Below are 21,548 nucleotides of genomic sequence, written 5' to 3' on the forward strand. Positions count from 1 at the left end.
GGGGCGGGGGGGCCATTTCCGGGGGGGGGGAGGGTGCCCCGTGCCCCGCCGTCGGCGCCCCCCCCCCGGCCCCCCGGGGGGCCCGGCGCCCCCCCCGCGGGCGCCCGGGTCGAGGATGCGGCGGAGGACGTCGCCCTCGACCCGGTACTGCGAGTTCTACGCGGGCGTCGCCGACATGGACTGCGGGTCCTTCAAGGTGTCGGTGCGGGACGGTGTGCGTCGCGGGTCAGATGCCGAGCATGGTGTTGAGCTCGTCCAGGGACTTCACCGTCACGTAGTCGTAGCCGTGGGTGACGGGGTCACTGCCGCGGTCCAGGAGGACGAGGTTGCGGAAGCCCATGTCGTGCATCGGCAGCAGATCGTAGCGGGTGTGCGAGGAGACGTGCACGAAGTCCTCGGGGGACGCGTCGAGCTGGTCGAGCATGTACTCGAACGCGGCGTAGCGGGGCTTGTAGCAGCCGGCCTGCTCCGCGGTGAAGACCGCGTGGAAGTCAGCTCCGAGCCGGGGCACGCTCTCCTCGAGGAAGGCGTTGTCGGCGTTGGAGAGGATCACCAGCTTGTAGTTCTCGCCCATCTTCTTCAGCGGTTCCGGCACATCGGCGCGCGGGCCCCAGCTGCGGACGCCGTCGCCGAGCCGCTTGCCGGCGTCCGGGGCGGCCTTGATGCCCCACTTGCGGCAGACGCCCTCGAAGGCGTCCTGCAGAGTCTGCTCGTAGGGCTTGTACTCGCCGCAGACCGAGTCGTAGCGGTAGCCGCGGAACTCCTTGACGAACTGGTCCCAGTGCTCGGCCGGGATCTGGTCGCCGACGAGCTCACGCGTGATGGGGTTCATCGGCCAGTCGATCAACGTGCCGTAGCAGTCGAACGAGACGTACTTCGGGCGCCACTGGAACGAGGGAATGGGCATGGGAGTGCTCACTTTCTTGCTGCGGGAACTGGTTGCGGCAACCCGATTTCGGGCATGCCCATGACAGAGATGTCGGGATGGGGTGCGGGGTGTGGGGGTGCGGGGTGATGTCGTCGACGCTCGCCCCGGGTCAGGTGGCGTCGACTCCTGCCGGGGCGAGGAAGTCGACGGGGTGCTCCGTGGTGCCGTCGAGCGCCAGGTCGGCGGCGATCTCGCCCATCGCGGGCGAGAGCTTGAAGCCGCTGCCGGAGAATCCCGCCATGACGATGATGTCGTCCTCGCCGGGGAGATGGCCGACGAGCGGGTTTCCGGACTTGGTGTAGCCCTCCATGTAGGCCGACACCCTGATGGGGTCGGGGTTCAGGTCGGGCATGAGTTCACCGATGAGCTCGCGGAAAATGCCGAGTTCCTCGGGGGGGACCGTGCGGTCGAGCCGTTCGGGCTCGGGCACCGGCGCATGGTATTTGAAGGAGAGACCGAGCTTGACGGAGATGCCGTCGGGCGACGGGATTCCGAAGCAGTCGTGGGGTGTGGCGCGCACGAAGGGAGGGGCACCGCCCGCGAACCAGTCGTGGCGGGTGGGCAGGTGCCACGAGCAGATCACCCGGCGGACGTCGATGGCCTGCGGGAGGTCCGGGAGCAGGGTGTTGATCCAGGGGCCCACGGTCACCACGGCGGCGTCCACATGGTCCGTGCCCTGGTCGGTGACGACCCGCACCCCGCCGCCCGCCGCGGGGACGACCTCGCGCACCGTGGTGTAACGGTGCAGCCGGGCGCCCAGCTGTTCGGCGCGGGCGGCGGCGGCCTGGATGGACGCCTCGGGTCTGATGACGGCGCCCAACCGGTCGAGGACGGCGGTGTGTCCGTCCGGGAGCCGGTGCTGCGGGTAGCGGCGGGCGAGTTCCTCCCGGTCCAGTACCTCGTGATCCAGCCCCTGGGCGGCGCTGGTGGACAGGAGGAGTTGCATGGGCGGTGAGGCGGTCTCTGCCATCACCAGGCTGCCGCTGCGGCGTAGCAGCGACCGGCCCGTCTCCGCCTGGAGCTGCTCCCACATCCGGTCCGCGAGCCGCAGCAGCGGAACGTACCCGGGCTCGCCGAGGTGGGCGGCTCGGTAGATGCGGCTCTCGCCCCCCGCCGCGCCGCGGTCGTGGCCCGGTGCGTACCGGTCGTAGCCGATGACCTCGGCTCCGCGAGCGGCCAGTCGCCACATGACCTGGCTGCCCATGCTGCCGGCACCGATCACGGCGACGCGCTTGGGGATGCTCATGAAATCGCTCCTTTCTTCCGGTTTAGGCCCCGCTGGAATGGCGCTCACTTTCGGCCATGGAATCCTGCAGGTCAACCCATACTTCGCTTCACCCTTGAGGCAGGGGGAGATGGCTCATAGGAGTTCGATCAGCTTTTCGGTGAACTCGGCGGTGGTCGCGGTTCCGCCCAGGTCACGGGTGCGGATATCGGTCTTGGCCAGGACCGCGGCGATCGCGTCCGTGATGTCCCTGGCCGCGGCGGGATGGCCGAGGTGGTCGAGCATCATGGCCGCGGACCAGATCGCGCCCAGCGGATTGGCGATGCCCTGGCCCGCGATGTCGGGTGCGGAGCCGTGCACCGGCTCGAACATCGAGGGGAAGTCCCGCTCGGGGTTGAGGTTGGCCGCCGGGGCGATGCCGATGGATCCGGCGACGGCGGCCGCGAGGTCGCTGAGGATGTCGCCGAAGAGGTTGGAGGCGACGACGACGTCGAAGCGGGCCGGTTCGAGGACGAACTTGGCCGCGAGCGCGTCGATGTGCTCCTGGTCCCAGGCGACCTGTGGGAACGAGGCGGCCCGCTCGGTGACGAGCTGGTCCCAGAACGGCATGGTGTGGATGATGCCGTTCGACTTGGTCGCGGAGGTCAGGCGGCCGCCGCGCCGGGAGGCGAGCGTGAAGGCGTAGTCCAGCAGGCGTGTGACGCCGGCCCGGGTGAACACGGCCTCCTGCACGGCGATCTCGTCCGGGAAGCCGCTGTTGAGCCGGCCGCCGACCTCGCTGTACTCGCCTTCCGTGTTCTCGCGCACGACGACGATATCGACCTCGCCCGGCCGTGCGCCGCGCACCGGGCTGTCGATGCCTTCGAAGACGCGGATGGGCCGGAGGTTGACGTACTGGCGGAAGCTGCGCCGGATCGGGATGAGCAGTCCCCACAGCGAGACATGGTCGGGCACCCCCGGGTATCCCACCGCGCCCAGCAGGATCGCGTCCGCCTCGCGCAGCTGGTCGATCCCGTCGGCGGGCATCATGGCGCCCTCCCGCAGGTACCGCTCGCATGACCAGTCGTACGACGTGTAGGACAGGCTGAAGCCGTGGCGGCGGCCGAGAACATCGAGCACCTGCTGTGCCGGGGGCAGTACCTCGGTGCCGATGCCGTCGCCCGGAATCAGGGCGATCCGGTGGTTCGTCGTCATGGCGAAGATTGCAGCAGGGTGGTCCGTAAGGCGTCCAAGACGCAAAGCGGATCTGTCTTATAAGCGGTGCCTATCAGCTGTCGGTGGCCGAGGTCGCGGCCGTGACGAACGCGGCGGCTGCGGGCGACAGGATGCCGCGGCGGGCGACGAGGGCGATGTCCAAGGTGTTCTCCGGCTCGATGTCCAGGACGCGGGCGCCCAGCCGCCCGGCGAGGTCCCGCCAGGAATCCGTGACCACCGCCAGCCCTACCCCGGCCAGCACCAGAGGCATCAGCGACACCCGGTGCTCGGTCTCGACGGCGACGGCGAACTCGATGCCCTGCTCCCGCACCGCGTCGACGTAGGCACGCATCCCGGTACCCGACTGCCCGACGATCAGCCGCTGTCCCGCAAGCTCCCGGCACTCCACCGCCGTCCGGCCGGCGAACGGGCCGTCGGCCGGCACCACCAGCACAAAACGCTGCCGCCCCAGCGCATGGGAGACGACCTCCTTGTCGGAAAGAGGACCGGCGGACGCCAGAAGCCCCAACTCCACCGCACCCGTGCGCACCATGTCGATCACATCACGCGACGTGAATGCGGCATTGATCGCCACGGAAACGCCGGGATAACGGCGGCTGAAGGCACTGACCAAGCTCGTCAGCGGCTCCACCGCCTGCGACGGCATCGCCGCCACATCCAGGCGCCCCTCACGCAGCTCATGCACCGCCGCAACACTCGCCCGCGCCGTCTGAAGACTCCGCACGGCCTCACGGGCAGGCTCGATCAGGGCCCTTCCCGCCTCCGTCAGGACTGCCCTGCGCCCGATGCGATGGAACAGCTCCGAGCCGAGATCACGCTCCAGCGCCCGCACGGCCTGCGACAGCGACGGCTGCGACACGTACAGAGCCGACGCCGCACGGTTGAACCCCCCACGATCAACAATCGCAAGGAAGTACTCCAGCTGCCGAATGTCCATACGCGCCCTCTGCCCGGGAAGAGATCAACCGACGACCCGATCGGTCCCGACCATGGTGACGCGAAGGACCGCCCCGACGAAGTACGGACCACCGACACACTGGCCGTCAACCTCACGAAAGGCGGTCACAGCCACCTGAGGCACTCCCTGGTCGGCTGCGGCACCCGGTCACAGCCGTCTCCCCGCCCGAGGTTCGAACAGGCACTGGGCCTCTCACATGGGCCCTCACCGACAGGGCCAGCACCCGACGCACTCCATACCGCATCGCCCCGGATCATTGCGGTCCGTACCGCCGCTCCCCCGTGCGCTCCTCCCGGACAAAGGCACCGACGCCCAGAACCCGTCCTGTGGATCACTGCGGCGGCTGGGGACCGGCCGATGCTCCTTGCGGATGCTCGTTGATCCAGGACAGGCCGCCGATGTCGAGGCGGCGCCGAGTGCGGGTGCTGCCTCGCCGAGCCCGGTTGCGGACCTGGTCGGTCCGCTCGGGAATCGTGTGCGGGATGTAGGAGGCCGGACACGGATGACCACACCTGTCGACCTGTCGCGCTCAGGCCCAATGGCCCACAACGCCGTCGGTGACAACCAGCTTGCCTATGTGACAACCATCGTGCTTCGGCTCAGACGAGCCGCACACCTCGGAGCCCGCGGGCCGGATGCGTGCCTCGTCCTCGCGGACGTCGAGTTCGCTGTCCATGACCTTGCCGATCAGCGCGACGAGGTCGCCGATGGAGATCTCGCCGCCGGTACCGGCGTTGAAGGTGCGGCCGACGACCTGCCCGGAGGGCGCGGTGCCGACCGCCAGGAACGCCTTCGCGGTGTCCTTGACGAAGGTGAAGTCCCGGGTGGGGCGCAGATCGCCGAGGGTGATGGTCCGCTCCCCCGCCGCGACCTGGCCGATGACTGTGGGGATCACCGCGCGCATCGACTGGCGGGGTCCGAAGGTGTTGAACGGTCTCAGGGTGACGACGGGGGTGTCGAAGCTGGCGTGGTAGCTGTCGGCCAGCCGGCCGCCAGTGTGCGCGAACTGCTGCTCACCACCGGCCTGCTGTCGGCGGCGTCCCCGGATCCGGCCCTGGTCGGCACGGCCCGCCGTGCTTACCGGCCGGGCGGCAGTCTGCGGGTCCACGGAGTCTGCCGGGAGCCGGTGATCTCGGCCACCGGTTACGGCGGTGTCGTCACCCATCTCGTCTCCGACGACGGCCGCTGGTTCTCCATCGCCGACGTCAAGCCCGGCGGCCCGGCCCGTGCCCGGGGTGCCGCCACGGCCACCGTCGCGCTCGGCTCGGGTGCGCTCGACCATGCCCGACTCGCCCATGGCGGGCTGCTGATCTCCGGTGCGACGCTCTCCCCGGACGGCCGTCTGGGCGCCGGCAAGGGCGTACGAGCCACTCCTCTCACCGGTCTGTCCTGGACGTCGGGTCCGCTCGCCGCCCTCTTCCGGCGCCCCTTGGCCGAGGCCGTCGCCGAACGGCTCATGGGCGCCCCGGGAGCCGACCCCGAGCAGGCCGAGCAGACTGCACGCCGACTGATCGGCTGCGACCTGGTCGTGGTCGGCGCGGCGGGCGACCACCTGCTCGCTCGTGAACTGTCCCCCACCGGGCAAGCGTCCGCGAGTGATCTCCTGGTCCGGCTGACCCCTGCCAACGGCCACCCCGACCTCGCCCACACCGCCAATTTCCGTCAGCTCGCCTCCCGGCTCGGGCTGAGACTGCGTGTGATCGGCCGCCTCGACCCCGACCGCGCCGCCACACTCCGCCCCCTCGCGATCAGCCCGGTCCCGGACGGCGAAGCGACCCTGCGGCTCCCCGACGACTGGCAGGGGCACGCCGACCTGGGCTACGACCGTCTCCAGGGCGCCCACTTCCCACCACCGGACGCCCTGCCCCCCCGTGGACGGCCTCGTCGGCGCCCCTGCCGATCCCCTCGCCGAGGCACCGTTGTGGCGGCTGCGCCGACTGGTCGAGGTCGCCGTCTCCGGAGGCCGCCGCGCGGTCGCCGAACCCGCCCGCGACGGTGACCGCAACGGGGGCCGAGCGGCCCTGCGGCGCAGCGGATTCCACACGGCCGCCGGCCTGGCCGCCACCCTCACCGCCGAGGCCGACCGCCGCTCCCGCGACGTCTTCGGCCGCATCACCGACCCCGACCCGGACCGGTACGCGCGAGGCTGGCTCGCCACCGCCGTGTACCTGGCCGCGACCGAAAGCGCCCTGATCCGCACCACCTGGCAGCCACAGGCCGCCGACACCTGACCGCCACAACGCTCAGGCGCTCGGCCTGACCAGCCCCTTCTCGTACGCGATCACCACGGCCTGGGCGCGGTCGCGAAGGTCGAGCTTGGAGAAGATGCGGGCCACGTGGGACTTCACCGTGGCTTCGCTGAGGGTGAGCTCGGCGGCCAGTTCGGTGTTGGACAGGCCTCGGCCGAGCAGGGTCAGGACCTCCAGTTCGCGGGGTGTCAGGGCCTGGAGGTCGGCGTGCGCGGCGGGTGGGTGGGCGGCGTCCGTGGCGAAGCGTTCCACCAGCCGCCGGGTGATGGAGGGGGCCAGCAGGGCGTCGCCGGTGTCGACCAGTCGTACGGCCGCCGCCAGGTGCTGCGGGGTGACGTCCTTCAGGAGGAAGCCGCTGGCTCCGATCGACAGGGCCGTGTAGACGTAACGGTCGAGGTCGAAGGTGGTGAGCATGAGCACCCGGCAGCCCGGGGCCCGGTCCAGGATGCGGCGGGTGGCCTCCAGGCCGTCCATGGTGGGCATGCGGATGTCCATCAGTACGACGTCCGGTTCCAGCTCGCGGGCCATCGCGACGGCTTCCGCGCCGTCGGCCGCCTCACCCACGACCTCGATGCCCCGGGCGGTGAGGATCAGCCGGAAGCCGGTCCGGATCAGCGTCTGGTCATCGACGACAAGCACGCGGGGCGCCGCTTCAGCCCCGGCCGCCACCGGCCCACCCCAGCCGCCCGATCCACCCCGGGCCGTCGGCCCACCTCCGGCCACCGATCCGCCCCCACCCCCGCCGTCCGATCCACCCCGGGCCGTCGGCCCACCTCCGGCCGCCGATCCGCTCCCGCCCCCGCCCACCGACCCGCTCCCGGTCATCCGTCCCTCCCCCGTCCACCGACCGGCTCCCGGCCGTCGGTCCACCCCGTCCACCGGCTCCCTCCCGGTCATTCGTTCACCCCCGCCCCCGTCACAGCCGGTCCAGCGGAATGCGTGCCCGGACCCGGTAGCCGCCGCCGAGGCGGCGGCGGGCGTCCAGGTCTCCGCCGTACACGGCTACGCGCTCGCGCAGGCCCAGCAACCCCCGTCCCGCGCCGTCGCGATGCCGCGAGATGGGCCGCGCGGGACGTGAGGGGGAGGCGTTACCGCCGGTCAGCACGCTGGGACCGGTGTTGAGCACCTCCACGCGCAGCGCGTGGTCGGCGTACCGCACGGTGACCTCGGCCTTGCCGCCGTCACCGTGTCTGAGCGCGTTGGTCAGCGCCTCCTGGACGATCCGGTACGCGGTCACGTCGATGCCCTGCGGCAACGGGCGCGGCTCCCCGGAGATCCGCACCTCGACGGGCAGGCCGGCGAAGGAGACCCGGTCGACGAGGGGGCCCAGCCGGTCCAGGCCGGGCTGCGGTGCCAACTCGGCCGTAGCGCCCCCGACTCGGACCGCGCCGGGGCCCAAGTCCGCGTCCCCGTGCGCGTCCCCGTCGCCGTCCTCGCCGTTCTGTGCGGGCGCGAGCAGGCCGAGCAGATGGCGCAGGTCGGTCATCGCGCCGCGTCCCGCGTCCTCCACGGCCAGCAGGGCCGCCGCGGCCTCGTCCGGCATGGTGCCCATCACCTCGCGGGCGGCTCCCGCCTGGACCACCATGAGGCTGACGTTGTGGCTGACGATGTCGTGCAACTCCCGGGCGATACGGTCGCGTTCGGCCGCGACGGCGGCACGGGCGGCACTCTCCCGCTCCCGTTCGAGCAACCAGCCGCGCTCGCCCACGGCCGTCCGCCACCGGCGCCGCGTGCGCACCAGCGCCACCGCCAGCCATGCCACGGCCGCACACGCCACCCCCAACGCCGCCGTCACGCCGTTCGACCCCCACTCCCACACGGGGTTCACCTTCGCAGAACGGCCTCCCGCCGCGCATCATCCCGGGGATGCGGGTCCCTGCATCCCCGGGATGAGATGCGGGCCCCCGGTGCCATCCCGGGAGGGATGTCCCGGCCGCGCTCCTCGCCTAGCGTCCGGTGCATGGTCACTGAGAACAACAGGGGAGAAGCCGTCGTACGGCTCGACGGCGTACGCAAGGAGTACGGCGAGACGACGGCGCTGGACGGGGTGTCGTTGGAGATCCGGGCCGGGGAGGCGGTCGCGGTGATGGGCCCCTCGGGGTGCGGCAAGTCCACGCTGCTCAACATGATCGCCGGTCTGGACCGTCCGACGGGCGGCACGGTCGTCGTGCACGGCGAGAGCGTGGGGGAACTGAGCGAGAAGGGGCTCGCGCTGTACCGGCGGCGCCGCATCGGCATGATCTTCCAGTTCTTCAATCTCATCGACGATCTGTCGGCCCTCGACAACGTGGCGCTGGCCGCCCAGTTGACCGGCACCCCTGCCCGGCAGGCCCGCCGACGCGCGCTGGAGCTGTTCGACGAACTCGGCATCGCCGACCGGCGCAACGCCTACCCGGCGGTGCTCAGCGGCGGCGAGCGCCAACGCGTGGCGGTGGCACGGGCGTTGATGAACCGGCCGGCCCTGCTGCTGGCCGACGAACCGACCGGCGCGCTGGACAGCCGGTCGGGCGAGCAGGTGATGGACCTGCTGCTCGACCTCAATCAGATCGGCCAGACGCTGATCCTGGTGACACACGACGAGCACCTGGCCCGGCGCTGCGCCAGCCGTCTCGTCGAGTTCGCCGACGGCAGGGTGACCGGTGAGCACACGCTGGAGCCGTCCGCATGAGGGCCGTGTGGCGGGCCGCCCGCGCGGCGGTACGGCGGCGCAGGCTGCAGACCTGGGTGATCGCTCTGGTCACGCTCACCTCGACGACGGCGATCGTGGTGGCGCTCGGCCTGGTCGACGCGGCCTCCTCCCCGTTCGACAAGGCCTTCGGCGCGCAGCGGGGACCGCATGTCGTCGCCGCGTTCGATCCCGCGAAGGTCTCCGACGGTCAACTGACGCGTGCGGTACGGCAGTCCGGTGTGGCGGCGAGCGCCGGGCCCTTCGCGCAGGCCTCGGTCGAACTGCCGAGGGAGGCCATGGACTACGGCCTCGGCAGTGAGCTCACCGTCGTGGGGCGCACCGATCCCGGCGGCCCGGTGGGCCGGTTGGACCTGTGGGCGGGCCGCTGGGCGACCGGGCCCGGTGAGGTCGTCCTCAACCGGCAGCCCGACTGGACGGCGGACGACCTGGGCAAGAAGCTTCAGGTGCCCTCGGGCCCCGCCCTCACCGTCGTCGGTTTCGCCTTCGATCTGAGCCGGACGGCGGACGCCTGGGTCGCACCCGCACAGATCGAGGCGCTGAACCCCACGACCAGCCAGCTGCTCCTCCGCTTCACGGATGCCTCGTCGGAGAGCCGGCTGCGCGCGCACCTGGCCACGGTGACCGAGGCGCTGCCCACGGGCGCGCTGGCCGGCTCACGGTCGTACCTCACCCTGAAGGAACAGATAGGCAGTTCCGCCCGGGCCTACGCCCCCTATCTGCTCGCCTTCGGCGTCCTCGGCATCGTGGTGGCCGTGCTCATCGTCGCCAACGTGGTCAGCGGCGCGGTGATCTCCGGCTTCCGGCACATCGGCATCCTCAAGGCGCTGGGCTTCACACCGGGGCAGGTGGTGGCCGTCTATCTAGTGATGATCTCCGTCCCCGCGGTGCTCGGCTGCGTGCTCGGAACCGTCGCGGGGAACCTGGCCGCACGGCCCTTGCTCCGCTTCGTGTTCATGGGGCCGGACGCGGGGGTCTTCCACGACAGCGTCGCGCTCGCGCCCTGGGTGCACCTGCTCGCCCTGCTCGGCATGCCCGCCGTGTGCCTCCTCGCCGCGCTCGCTCCGGCGGTGCGGGCCCACCGGATGTCCGCCGCGCGGGCGATCAGCGCCGGCAGCGCGCCGCGCGCCGGGCGGGCGCTCGGTGTCCAGCGCCGACTGGCGGGCAGCCGGCTGCCGCGCTCGGTGAGTCTGGGGCTGGGTCTGCCGTTCGCCCGGCCGGGCCGCAGCGCCCTCACGCTCGCCGCCGTGGTCCTCGGCGTGACCACCGTGACGTTCGCGACCGGCCTGGCCACGACGATGGACCGGTTCGGCAACGCGGGCCGCGACGCCTACCAGGTCACCGTTTATGTGGGGGCGTTCCACAACGGCAAGGAGACGAAGCCGGAACACGACGACCTCGAACTGCACTCCCTGCTGCGCTCACTGCCCGACGCCCGCGAGGTCACGGCCAGGGCCAACACCGAAGCCCGCCTAGTGGGTTCGACGGAGAAGCTGTGGCTCGAAGCCCGTCGAGGCGATCGGCTCCGACTGGGCAGCGTGCTCACGGACGGCCGGTGGATCCAAGGCTCCGGTGAGGTCGTGGCGGGATCGGCGTTCCTCCGCCGGAACGGGCTGAGCGTCGGCGACCGCCTCCGCGTGGAGAAGGGCGACCGCACGCGAGACCTGGTCGTGGTAGGCGAGTTCATGGAGAGCAACGCGCGGGTGGTCGTCGCGGACTGGTCGACGATGCGGGCCCTGGCTCCACTGGAGAAGCCCATCGCCTACCACGTCAAGCTCCGCGACGGCGCCGACCCGAACGCGTACGCGCGGGCCGCCGGTGCCGCCGATCCGGGACTCAGCCCTTCGCCCACCGGCTCCAACTCCGTCACTCAAACCATCATCGGCTCCGCCACCGCGCTCACCCTCCTCCTCGCGGTCGTCGCGGCCCTCGGCGTCTTCAACACCGTGGTCCTCAACACCCGCGACCGCCGCCGCGACCTGGGCATGCTCAAGTCCATCGGCATGACCCCACGGCAGGTCACGGTGATGACGGTGGCGTCGATGGCACTGCTCGGCGCCCTCGGCTCGTTCCTCGGCATCCCGCTCGGTATGGCCGGCCACCACCTGGTCGTCCCGCGCATGGCGGATGCCGTGGACATCACCCTGCCCGCGTCCATGACGGACGTCTGGCACGCCCCGGCCCTGGCCGGCCTGGCCTGCGCGGGTCTCGCCATCGCCGTCCTGGGCGCGTACGTCCCGGCACGCCGAGCCGCCCGACTGACGATCGCGGAGGTGCTGCACAACGAATGAGGTGCAGCCCGGCTCGACGAGGCCGACCGTGCACGCCTCGTACGGGTCGGCCCGGCCGCCCCGAGGCCCCCGCCGGCCTCGGGGAGCGGACCCTGTCGGCTGCTCGGGCAACCCGTTCCTGCTGGACGCCGTGCGCCGCCAGAACCGGCTGCGCCGGCTGATCGGGTACCGCCACCAGGTCGACCGCTACCGCCTCGCGCTGCCGGTCCCGCCGGGGGAGGTCAGGAGGATCAGCCCCAGGCCGAGAACGGCCAGCCCGCTCCAGGAGACGGCCGGAAGCCTTTCACCGAGGACGGTGACACCCAGAACCGCCGCGACGGCGGGTTCGCCGAGGGTCAGTGACGTGGCCAGTGACGCGGAGGTGCTGCGCAGTCCGTACCCGAACAGCCGGTAGGCCAGGAAGACGGTGAACAGGGCGAGGTACACGACCACCGCCGCGCCGCGCGTGGTGGTGAGCCAGTGCGTGTCGAGGAACAGCACGAGCGGCAGGACGAGCAGCCCGGCCGCCCCGAACAGCACACCCATCACCGCCCCGGACGGGTGTCCGCGCGTGATGAGCCTGCCACCGATCAGCGCGTACACGGCGTAGGACAGTCCGGCGGAGCCTGCGAGCGCCACGCCCGTCAGGTCGATCGGTGTGGTGTGCCCGGTGAGCCCGGGGCCCAGCACCAGAAGAGCGCAGCCCAGTACGGCGGCCACGGTGGCACCGGTCCAGCGTGCGGTCGGCCGGGACTGTCCGATGATCCATGACAGCAGCCCGGCGAAGACCGGGGCGCTCCCCAGCGCGATCACGGTGGCCACGGCCACTCCGCTCCTGGCGACGGCGGGGTAGAAGGTGATCGGGTATCCGGCCACCGCCAGTGCGCCCAGGACGAGCAGCCGTCGCTCGCGGCGGGTGCCGGCGGCGGGCAGCGCGCGGGCGCCGCGAGCGCTGAGGAACAGCAGGATGCCGCCGAGGGTGAGACCCGCGCAGCCGATGGCCGCCGCCGGTGCGTCGGCCGGGGCCAGGGAACTGGCGGCGCCGGTCGTGCCCCACAGCACGGCCGAGGTGAGGATGGGCGCGGGACCGCCGGGGAAACCGATGCGGGTACGGCGCGGACCGGCGGCGGCCGGGCGCGTGGGAGACAAGAGGGAAGTGCGGTTCGGCACAGTCGTGTTCTTCCGTCGTCGAATGCGTCTGGGACTCGATCCGAAACGGGCGCACGACAACAACCCCTGACCGCCCTGCGGGCCGGTCGGGACCGGGAATCAAACCGCGTCAGTGTCTGCTGCGCCCGGTCAGGCGCAGAGAGGCGGCAGAACGACGTGCCAGTAGGTGCTCACGCCGCGATGCTATCCGGCGGCCCCCGACCCCCGAACGCGGGGCAGTTGTATCAATCGGCGGCTTCGGACAATGTCCTCCCCAACGCGATCCGTGTCCTGCTGGGGAACGTCGTCCGCGGGGCGCCCGAGGTGCTGGCGGACATGCCGGCCCGGCGCGCGCCGTGAGCGGGGCCTGCGAGGTGCCGGTGCATCCCGCGCTACGAGATGGTGAGGTGGGCCGAGCACAGCCTCGACGGTGTACCGAGGAGAAGGTCAAGGCGATCCGTGCGGCTGTGGGTGCCTGAGGCCGGGCCGGCGCCCCGCTGCCTTCGGCCGGGACGCCGGTGCGGTGGTGCCCGGGCGGCCGTCGGGTCAGCCGGTCGGCAGGGCTCGCCGCAGGATCGTGTCCAGGTCGGCGGAGTTCGGGAGGGTGCCGTAGGCGTGCCCCCAGTCGCCGTCGAGCCGGGTCGCGCAGAAGGCGTCGGCGAGCGCGGGCGGGGCGTGGCGGACCAGCAGGGAGGCCTGCAGGCTCAGGGCCATCCGCTCCACCAGGCGCCGGGCTCCGGTCTGGTCGGCCTCGCGCATCGCGTCCTTCAGACGGGCCACGGCCGTGTCGAGCCGGGCGTCCGCGCCATGGGCCAGGGCGAGTTCGGCGAACAGGGCGTCCGCGGTCCCGGGCGTGCGGGTCAACGCCCGTAGTACGTCGAGGGCGTTGACGTTGCCCGAGCCTTCCCAGATCGACAGCAGGGGCGCCTCCCGGTAGTGGCGGGGCATCCCCGAGTCCTCGACGTAGCCGTTGCCGCCCAGGCACTCCAGGGCCTCGGCGGTGAAGGCGGGGCCCCGCTTGGTCACCCAGTACTTGCCGACGGCGGTGGCGATCCGGCGGAACATCCGCTCGCCCTCGTCCCCGCGCACCGAACGGTCGGCCGCGCCGGCCAGCCGCAGGGTGAGGGTGGTGGCCGCCTCGGACTCCAGCGCGAGATCGGCCAGGACGTTGCGCATCAGGGGCTGGTCCAGCAGTGGCGCGCCGAACGCGCGGCGGTACCGGGCATGGTGGCCCGCCTCGACGAGCGTCTTGCGCATCAGGATCGCCGAGCCCATCACACAGTCGAGCCGGGTGCAGTTGACCATCTCGATGATGGTCTTCACGCCCTGTCCCTCGGGCCCGACCCGCCAGGCGACGGTCCCGTCGAACTCCGGCTCCGAGGAGGCGTTGGAGCGGTTGCCCAGCTTGTCCTTCAGCCGCTGGATGCGGAAGGTGTTGCGGCTGCCGTCGGGCAGGACGCGCGGCACCAGGAAACAGGTCAGCCCGTCCGGCGCCTGGGCGAGCACGAGGAACAGGTCGCACATCGGCGCCGAGGTGAACCACTTGTGTCCGCGCAGGCTGTACACACCGGGCTCGGCACTGGGCGTAGCCGTCGTGCTGTTCGCCCGTACGTCACTGCCGCCCTGCTTCTCGGTCATGCCCATCCCGGCGAGCAGTCCGCGCTTCTCGGTGGGCACCCGCAGGCCCGGGTCGTACTCCCGGCCGGTCAGCAGCGGTTCGTACACGGCCGCCAGTTCCGGCTGCCGGCGCAGCGCGGGCACTACGGCGTACGTCATCGACGTCGGGCAGGTGTGCCCGGCCTCGGTGTGCCCCCACACCAGTCCCCCGGCGATACGTGCGACATGCGCGCCGGGACGGTCGTCCGCCCAGGCCGCGCCCGCCAGTCCCTCGTTCACGGCGGTCCGCATCAGGTGGTGCCAGCTGGGGTGGAAGTGGGCCTCGTCGACGCGGTTGCCGTAGCGGTCGTGGGTGCGCAGCTCCGGTGCGTACCGGTTGGCCTGCTCGGCCCACTCCTGCGCCTCTGCGCCACCGGCCGTCAGGCCCAGACGCCGGACGTCCTTCTCGGCCCACTCGGCGCCCTCCCTGCGCAGCCCCTCCAGCAGGGCGACGTCCTCGGAGGCGTCGTAGGGGGCGAGGGGCGGGGGCTGGTTGGTGACGTCGTGGGTGGCGTACTGCGGCTGCGTGTGCGCGAGTATCTGGGCCATGGCGCGAGTATTACATTACTCCTGCGGTCGCATCCATGGCGTAACACCGAAGATGCGACACGTACAGTACGGGGCATGCAGACGAACGTGTCGGGGCGGCCCACCGAGCTCGAACTGCGGCCGCTGTCCGCGCGATCCGTCGTCCTGAGCCTGCTGCTGGGCACGCATCCGCCCGAGCTGCCCGTGAAGGATCTGGTGCGCCATGTGGAGGCCTTCGGTGTCGCCGGGTCCACGCTGCGGGCCGCGCTCAGCCGGATGGTGTCGGCCGGGGACCTGCGGCGCACGGACGCGGTCTACCGCCTCAGCGACCGGCTGCTGGAACGCCGGCGCCGCCAGGACGAGTCGGTGCATCCGCAGACCCGTCCCTGGGACGGCGACTGGGAGATGGTCGTGGTCACCGCGACGGGCCGGCAGCCCGCCGAACGCGCCGAGCTGCGGGCCCGGCTGACGGCTCTGCGACTCGCCGAGCTACGGGAAGGCGTCTGGCTGCGCCCAGCCAACCTGCGCCGCCCGCTGCCGGCGGCCTTCGGCCCGGCGGTCCGGCACTTCACCACCCGCCTCGACCGGCCCGCCGACAACAGGACAGCCGGGGGTACGACCGCCGGCGACAGGCCCGCCGAGAGCGTCGCGGCCGAGAACGTGCCGGCCACGGACACAACGACGCAGGAACGCGCGACCGAGGAGAGCGCGAGCAAGGAGTACGCGACCGAGGAGACGGCGAGCAAGGAACGCGCGGCCGACGAATGCGCGAGCAGGGACTTGGCGGCGAGCCTGTGGCCGCTGGACGCGTGGGCCGCCACCGCCGAGGCGTTGCTCGCCCATATCGACCGGACCCGGCAGCCCGCCGAACGCTTCACCGCGCTCGCGGCCGCCGTACGGCACCTGCTGGCCGACCCCGTCCTACCCCCGCGACTCCTTCCGGAGCGCTGGCCGGGACCCGAGCTGCGCGAGGCGTACACGACGTATCGGCGCGAGCTGGTCGAGACGGTGCTGGGGCGCACCGACTGAGAACGAGGGGCAGGCAACGCACCGTCGGCAGCCCGCACACTCCGGGTGGCCCGGCCGACCATCTCGACCAGCAGGTCAGGCGATCGTCCGCCCTCAGGCCCGGCGGTCGACGGCCCCCGCGATCAGGGCTTCCAGCTCTCCCGCCACCTGATCGAGCGGCCGGATGCCGCGCTTGGCGCGGCACATGGCGATGGCCCCTTCGACCGAGGCCACGACGAGTGCGGCGAGCGCGGGGGCCCGCTCCGGGTCGGCGCCGTGGTCGCACAACGAGTCGGTGAGCAGCTGCTCCCAGTGGCCGAAGGCTTCGGCGGCCGCGGCGAGGGCCGGGGGGATCTCGTCCGCCGGCGGTTCCTCCACCGAGACGGCCAGCACGGGGCAGCCGGCCCGGAACCCGCTGTCGAGGACGATCCCGCGCCACAGGGCCAGGAAGGCGCGCAGCCCGGCGACCGGACCCGCCGTCAGCTCCTCGCGCAGGATGCGGACGACGGCCGTGTCCGCGTACCGCACCGCCTCGGTGGCCAACTGCTGCTTGCCGTCGGGGAAGTAGTGGTACGTCGAGCCGAGCGGCGCCTTGGCGTGTTTCGCCAGGTTCCGGATGCTCGCCGCGTTCAGACCACGCCTGCTGATCAGGTCGGCCGCCCCGGCCACGATGCGTTCCCGGGACGGCGTGCCGCCACTGGCCAAGACCGTGCTCCCCTCTGCCTATAGCGCTCGTCATAGTCTAGCGCGACCTCGACTTATAACGATCGCCATAGATCAACGAGCGGTGCAGGGAAGGACTGGGTAAGCGTACGCACCGCCGTGATGCCCATGTGATCACCGGCCCGTAGTCTCCCCTCGACCAGGAGTTCTCGGGATGCGCGGCCAAACGGGGGACAGCACATGACATATCGGCGTGCGGCGATACCGGCGGTGGTCGGGGGGCTGCTGCTCACGGCGCTGCTGTGGTGGGCGGGCGCGAGCGAGAGCGCGCTGCGGCTGCCGGGCGCCATCGACGTGTTGGGCGCCCAGGCCGCGGCCGACCTGGAACGCTGGCTCGCCCCGTGGTCGTACGCCCCTCCGGCCTCGGCGCAGGTCGGGGCGGCGGTGTCGGGTGGGATCGGGGACACGGCGCGGAGCGACAGCAGCCGGTACCTCGCGCTGTACGAGACCGCGCTGCAGATCCGGTTCGCCGCGGTCTTCGCCTTCTTCGTGCCCGGAGCGGTGCTCCTGGTCCGCAGGCTGCCGCCGGTGCGCGGCCGGACGGCGGCGGCGCTGCTCGCGGTGTGGGCGTGGGGTCTGGTGGCCGGCACACTGGCGGTCACCGTCTCCGCGCCATGGCTCATCGCCGCGCAGGGTCACGGCAGTTACCGCTTCCTGCCCCAGCTGGCGGCCGTGATCTCCTCCGGACGGCAGGTCCTGGTGGGCACGGCGCTGCTCGCCGCCGTGGTGACGGTGCTCATCGCGCGGGCCACGGTCAAGGGCGCGGGTCCGCTGCCGCAGGAGGTCGTCCCGGCGCGCGCCGCCCGGCTGGCCGCCACCGCCGGGACCGCGCTGATCACCCTGTCCCTGGTGGTCCTCTCGTACCAGTCGGTCGCCGCCTCGATCCAGACGGCCTTCTCGGGTGGCGGCCTGCTGTCCGAACCGGGCGACCTCCTGCGCACGTGGCTGCTGCTCGGCGGCTGGTCGGGCCCGGCGGGCGCCTCGCTCGGCGACTGGCTCCTGTACCGCGCCATCGACGTCCTGCTGCTCGCCGTGGTCTGGTGGGCCCTGCGCCTGCTGCCCGGCCTGCTCACCCGGGCCACCGTCCCGGCCCTGGCGGTCGGCGCGGTCTGCGCGACCGTGCTCGGACTGCTGACGAGCCAGCTGCTGCGGATGCTGCTGGAAGGGGCGCAGCTGCGCTGGGACCTGTACGTGGCCGCCAGCCTCGGCGGCGGAGTCCCGGCCGCCCTGACCTGGGGCCTGCTGGCGGGCGTCGCGACCGCCCTGACGCTCCGGGTGGCAGTGGCCCGCACGGAGCCGGCGGAGCCCACGAGGACGCCCGACACGACGGCTTCCGCCCAGCCCTAGCGGTCGTACCGCGACGGGGTGGCGGCGCGTGGCTCGCGAACACGGCGTCAGAACAAACGGCGGCTCCGGCTGCGGGTGGCGGCACACCGGAGCGCCGTCGCCGTCCCGCGCGTGCAGCGGTTCGAGTTGTCCGGCTCAGACCGCGGGGTCGAACCACGCGGGCGCGTCGGACAAAGCCTGCTTGATGCGCAGGAGCGCGAACTCGCCCAGGTCCGGCAGGGCGTCCAGCGAGAACCAGCCGACCTCCAGGGACTCGTCGTCGTTGACACGCGCCTCGCCTCCGACGGCACGGCAGTGGAACGTGGTGTCCATGTACTGGCAGACGTCCCCGTTGTCGTACCGCACCGGGTCCAACGCCTGGACGAGGACGATGCGTTCGGCCACGCACCGCACCGCCGTCTCCTCGTAGACCTCCCGCACCGCGCAGGCCGCCGGCTGCTCCCCCGGGTCCGGGATGCCGCCGATCAGCGACCACTTGCCGTTGTCGGACCGGCGGTTCAGCAGCACTCTGCCCTCGTCGTCGAAGACGAGGGCGGTGACTCCGGGGAGCCAGAGCAGCTGGTGGCCGGCGGAAGCACGGAGTGTGCGGATGAAATCAGGGGTAGCCATGGAGCCGACCCTAACGGGCCCGTTCCGTCATCCCGTCGCTTCCCAGGATGCGCACGAGAGGCGTACGGCTACACGCCACCGGCGCGCCTCCCGCGCACGCCGGCCCCGATCGCCCAGCCGAGCCCACCGGCCGCGACCAGCACCACAAGCACCTCGGGCGCGATGCCGAGCCTGGTGGCGGGTGTCTCCGAGGAGCGCAGCGGCACCTTCTGGACCAGCGAGTCGGGGACGAACATGCCGGTCTTCTGCGTGATCCTGCCGTCCGGCATGATGATCGCACTGACGCCGCTGGTCACCGGCACGGTGACGGTGCGGCTGTGCTCGACGGCACGGACGCGGGACATGGCGAGCTGCTGGTACGTCATCTCGCTGCGGTCGAAGGTCGCGTTGTTGCTCGGCACCGAGATCAGCTGTGCGCCGTCGGTGACCTCGGAGCGCACGGCCCAGTCGAATGCCGCCTCGTAGCAGGTGACGAGACCGACCTTGGCGCCGTCCATGGTGAACACACCGGGCTCGCTGCCCCGGCTGAAGTCCCTGCGGACCATGGACGTCCACTCGCTGTTGATGGCGCCGACGAGCGACCGCAGAGGCAGATACTCGCCGAACGGCTGGATCTGCCGCTTGTCGTAGGTGTCGACGGGACCCTTCACCGGGTCCCACAGGATCTGCTCGTTGTAGAGCTTGCCGTCCCGCTCGACCACGCCGCCGACGGAGATGGGGGCGCCGATGGCGGTGGCCGCCCGCTCGATCACCGCGCGGGCGTCGGAGTTGGCGAAGGGGTCGATGTCGGAGGAGTTCTCCGGCCAGAGCACGAAGTCGGGCTGGGCGACCTTGCCGGCGTCGACCTCGGCGGCCAGGCGCTCGGTCTCCCTGGCGTGGTAGTCGAGCACGGCCCGCCGCTGGGCGTTGAAGTCGAGTCCCAGGCGCGGGACGTTGCCCTGGATGACCGCCACGGTCGCGGTGCCGTCCTCGGCCTTGTCGCTCACCAGGGCACGGGACGCGAAGGCACCCACCAGAGGGACGGCCACGGACAGTGCCGCGACGGCCGCGGTGCCCCGTCGCACGGCCTCGCCGGTGCGCCGGCTCTCGACCACCAGCCGCACCACCTCGTACAGACCGAACCCGCAGAGGACGATCGCGAAGCCGAGCACCGGTGTACCGCCCAGCGCGGCCAGCGGCAGGAAGACGCCGTCCGCCTGACCGAAGGCGATCTTGCCCCAGGGGAAGCCGCTGAACGGGGCACGCGCGCGTGCCGCCTCACCGGCGACCCACACCGCGGCGGCCCACACCGGCCAGCCGGGCAGCTTCGACACCACGGCGACGCCCGCGCCGACGAGCGCCACGAACACCGCCTCGATCACGGCGAGCGCGAGCCACGGTCCGGGGCCGACCTCCACGCCGGTCCACACCAGCAGCGGCAGCAGGAATCCGAGGCCGAAGAGATAGCCGAGACCGAGGCCCGCCTTCCACCCGCGTCCGCGCAGCACCCACGCGAAGACCGCGAAGGCCGGCAGCGCCAGCCACCACAGGGTCCGGGGCGGGAAGCTGACATAGAGCAGCACCCCGGAAAGCGCCGCGGCGACGGCCGGGAGCAACGCCCGGAACTTGGGCCTGGCCTGGCGTTCGGGCTGTGCTGGCTCGTCTACGGGAGCGGCGGTGACGGTCACTCGGGGAGTGTACGGCGCGTCACCCCGGCCTTGACAGCGCGGCCCGAGCGTCCCGGCTGAGGCATGTGTCGCCTCTCTGCCGCAACGTTCCTGCGCAACTCATCCACAAACCGGCGCATCACCCGTTACGGTGTGCGCGAGCCTCTGACGTGCGGCCGGATACGGCCGGGCGGTCGGGGCCCGGCACAGTCGGGGGGCGACGGGTTGGGGTCCACGGGGACGGAGTCCGCGGCCGGAGCGTCGGCCTCGGATGAGAGACGGAACGTTTCTGATGTCACGGGTGTGCTCCTGCTCGGGGCGTGCGCGGCCTGGGCGTTGATCACGGCGGCCGCGCGAGGCGGCCGCCCGGAGGGGGTACTGCTCGCCGTGCTCGCGGTGGCGGCCGGCTATGCGGCGGGCCGGATCTGCGGAGCCCTGCTGCCGGTGGTGGCACCGTCCGCCGGAGCGCTCGCCGGTGTCGGTCTGGCGGTCACCGCCCCGCACACCATGACGGGCTCACCGCTCGTCTCGCCGCTCGGCCACACGGGTGCAACCGCCGCGCTGCTGGCCCTGTCCGCCGGCGCCGCCTGCTGCTCCGCCTGGGCGGCCCGCTCGCCGGGGCTCCGGCTGGCCCTGCGCCTGCTGGCCTGCGGAGTGGCGGTGACCGCTGCCGTGCTCGGCTCGACCACCGGCTTCGCCGCGTGCGCCGGGGTGCTGTTGTGCTCGCTCGCGGCGGCCCGTATGGGCCGGGGCCCGGGACTCGCGGGGCTCGCGCTCGGCACGGCCCTGGTGACGGGGACGGTCTGGGCGATCGCCGAGGACGTGCTGCCCGCCGGTCTGACCGACGCGCTGGAGGGGCAGCTCACCCCGCACCGGGTCCTGCTGTGGCAGGACGCGCTCGGCCTGGTCCGCGACGAGCCGCTGCTGGGCGCCGGACCGGGCCGCTTCGGGGAGCTCAGCCCGACGCTGGCCCTGTCGGTCGCCCCCGACGACAAACCACACTCGGCACCGTTGCAGCTGGCGGCCGAGCAGGGGCTGATCGGTGTCGCCCTGCTCGCCGTGGTGTTCGGCTGGGTCCTGTACGTCCTGTGGCGGGCCCCGCGCCCCACTCCGGTCGTCCTCACGGCGGCCGCGGCCCTGACCGCGCTGGCCGCGATCGCGGCGGTCGGCAACGCGCTGAGCTTCACGACGGTGACGGCTGGTGCGGGCCTGCTCGCCGGAATGGCGACGGCCCGGCCCCTGACGGACGAAGGGGGCGACGTCGGGGCGCCCGACCTCGACGGCCGCTAGACGAGGACCTCGACGGCCGTTAGACGAGGACGAGACGTCGGCCGCGACGAAGGGCCCAGCC

Annotated in this window: 18 protein-coding genes and 1 pseudogene; 7 read left to right on the forward strand and 12 right to left on the reverse strand. The window is 72.3% G+C overall.

Annotation, left to right across the window (positions count from 1 at the left end):
* Positions 1-226 precede the first annotated feature (226 nt).
* From ACWD26_RS27435 to ACWD26_RS27455, 5 genes and pseudogenes are all read right to left on the reverse strand, one after another.
* The gene (locus ACWD26_RS27435) at positions 227-907 is read right to left on the reverse strand and encodes a haloacid dehalogenase type II (protein ID WP_451274516.1); all 681 of its coding nucleotides are present in this window, start codon (positions 905-907) and stop codon (positions 227-229) included.
* A gap of 130 nt (positions 908-1,037) precedes the next feature.
* On the reverse strand, positions 1,038-2,174 hold the full coding sequence (solA, locus tag ACWD26_RS27440; protein WP_451274518.1) for an N-methyl-L-tryptophan oxidase: 1,137 nt from the start codon (positions 2,172-2,174) through the stop codon (positions 1,038-1,040).
* 114 nt (positions 2,175-2,288) lie between these two features.
* Positions 2,289-3,347, reverse strand: a complete 1,059-nt coding sequence (locus ACWD26_RS27445; protein ID WP_451274520.1) for a tartrate dehydrogenase — start codon at positions 3,345-3,347, stop codon at positions 2,289-2,291.
* A gap of 73 nt (positions 3,348-3,420) precedes the next feature.
* Positions 3,421-4,305 carry a LysR family transcriptional regulator gene (locus ACWD26_RS27450; RefSeq protein ID WP_451274522.1) on the reverse strand — a complete coding sequence of 295 codons (885 nt, stop codon included), beginning with the start codon at positions 4,303-4,305 and terminating at the stop codon, positions 3,421-3,423.
* A 634-nt stretch (positions 4,306-4,939) separates the two neighbouring features.
* A pseudogene (locus ACWD26_RS27455) lies at positions 4,940-5,320 on the reverse strand (NAD-dependent epimerase/dehydratase family protein); the annotation flags it as partial.
* Between ACWD26_RS27455 and ACWD26_RS27460 the strand changes: the two are divergent.
* Complete coding sequence (locus tag ACWD26_RS27460; RefSeq protein WP_451274772.1) at positions 5,294-6,325, forward strand: hypothetical protein; 1,032 nt, start codon at positions 5,294-5,296, stop codon at positions 6,323-6,325. The pseudogene ACWD26_RS27455 and the gene ACWD26_RS27460 sit on opposite strands and share 27 nt — an antisense overlap.
* Positions 6,246-6,557, forward strand: coding sequence for a hypothetical protein (locus ACWD26_RS27465; protein ID WP_451274524.1), 312 nt, complete (start codon positions 6,246-6,248; stop codon positions 6,555-6,557). The genes ACWD26_RS27460 and ACWD26_RS27465 overlap by 80 nt, the downstream gene beginning before the upstream one ends.
* A 12-nt stretch (positions 6,558-6,569) precedes the next feature.
* On the opposite strand, the gene ACWD26_RS27470 is transcribed toward ACWD26_RS27465, so the two are convergent.
* Both ACWD26_RS27470 and ACWD26_RS27475 read right to left on the reverse strand, forming a co-directional pair.
* Positions 6,570-7,214 carry a response regulator gene (locus ACWD26_RS27470; protein WP_451274526.1) on the reverse strand — a complete coding sequence of 215 codons (645 nt, stop codon included), beginning with the start codon at positions 7,212-7,214 and terminating at the stop codon, positions 6,570-6,572.
* A 277-nt stretch (positions 7,215-7,491) separates the two neighbouring features.
* Positions 7,492-8,394 carry a sensor histidine kinase gene (locus ACWD26_RS27475; RefSeq protein WP_451274528.1) on the reverse strand — a complete coding sequence of 301 codons (903 nt, stop codon included), beginning with the start codon at positions 8,392-8,394 and terminating at the stop codon, positions 7,492-7,494.
* 141 nt (positions 8,395-8,535) lie between these two features.
* Between ACWD26_RS27475 and ACWD26_RS27480 the strand changes: the two genes are divergently transcribed.
* Complete coding sequence (locus tag ACWD26_RS27480) at positions 8,536-9,243, forward strand: ABC transporter ATP-binding protein (protein ID WP_451274530.1); 708 nt, start codon at positions 8,536-8,538, stop codon at positions 9,241-9,243.
* A complete protein-coding gene (locus ACWD26_RS27485) occupies positions 9,240-11,552 on the forward strand; it encodes an ABC transporter permease (RefSeq protein WP_451274532.1) in 2,313 nt (770 codons plus the stop codon). Before ACWD26_RS27480 ends, ACWD26_RS27485 begins: the two co-directional genes overlap by 4 nt.
* Before the next feature lie 186 nt (positions 11,553-11,738).
* Here ACWD26_RS27485 and ACWD26_RS27490 read toward each other — a convergent pair whose 3' ends face one another.
* On the reverse strand, positions 11,739-12,680 hold the full coding sequence (locus ACWD26_RS27490) for a DMT family transporter (RefSeq protein WP_451274534.1): 942 nt from the start codon (positions 12,678-12,680) through the stop codon (positions 11,739-11,741).
* Between the two features lie 546 nt (positions 12,681-13,226).
* Entirely contained in the window at positions 13,227-14,885 is a 1,659-nt protein-coding gene (locus ACWD26_RS27495) for an acyl-CoA dehydrogenase family protein (protein WP_451274536.1), read from the reverse strand.
* 75 nt (positions 14,886-14,960) lie between these two features.
* Here ACWD26_RS27495 and ACWD26_RS27500 point away from each other — a divergent pair, with 75 nt between their 5' ends.
* Positions 14,961-15,893 (forward strand): PaaX family transcriptional regulator C-terminal domain-containing protein, encoded by a 933-nt coding sequence (locus tag ACWD26_RS27500; protein ID WP_451274538.1) that lies wholly within the window; start codon positions 14,961-14,963, stop codon positions 15,891-15,893.
* A gap of 93 nt (positions 15,894-15,986) precedes the next feature.
* On the opposite strand, the gene ACWD26_RS27505 is transcribed toward ACWD26_RS27500, so the two are convergent.
* Positions 15,987-16,577, reverse strand: a complete 591-nt coding sequence (locus tag ACWD26_RS27505) for a TetR/AcrR family transcriptional regulator (protein ID WP_451274539.1) — start codon at positions 16,575-16,577, stop codon at positions 15,987-15,989.
* A 198-nt stretch (positions 16,578-16,775) separates the two neighbouring features.
* On the opposite strand from ACWD26_RS27505, the gene ACWD26_RS27510 reads away from it, so the two are divergent.
* Positions 16,776-17,942 carry a hypothetical protein gene (locus ACWD26_RS27510; RefSeq protein ID WP_451274541.1) on the forward strand — a complete coding sequence of 389 codons (1,167 nt, stop codon included), beginning with the start codon at positions 16,776-16,778 and terminating at the stop codon, positions 17,940-17,942.
* Positions 17,943-18,077: 135 nt separating this feature from the next.
* Here ACWD26_RS27510 and ACWD26_RS27515 read toward each other — a convergent pair whose 3' ends face one another.
* Both ACWD26_RS27515 and lnt read right to left on the reverse strand, forming a co-directional pair.
* A complete protein-coding gene (locus ACWD26_RS27515; RefSeq protein ID WP_451274543.1) occupies positions 18,078-18,551 on the reverse strand; it encodes an NUDIX hydrolase in 474 nt (157 codons plus the stop codon).
* Between the two features lie 68 nt (positions 18,552-18,619).
* Positions 18,620-20,218 carry an apolipoprotein N-acyltransferase gene (lnt, locus tag ACWD26_RS27520; RefSeq protein WP_451274545.1) on the reverse strand — a complete coding sequence of 533 codons (1,599 nt, stop codon included), beginning with the start codon at positions 20,216-20,218 and terminating at the stop codon, positions 18,620-18,622.
* Positions 20,219-20,500: 282 nt separating this feature from the next.
* Between lnt and ACWD26_RS27525 the strand changes: the two genes are divergently transcribed.
* Positions 20,501-21,487, forward strand: coding sequence for an O-antigen ligase family protein (locus ACWD26_RS27525; protein ID WP_451274547.1), 987 nt, complete (start codon positions 20,501-20,503; stop codon positions 21,485-21,487).
* Positions 21,488-21,548 lie beyond the last annotated feature (61 nt).

Source organism: Streptomyces sp. NPDC002787 (assembly GCF_053592095.1).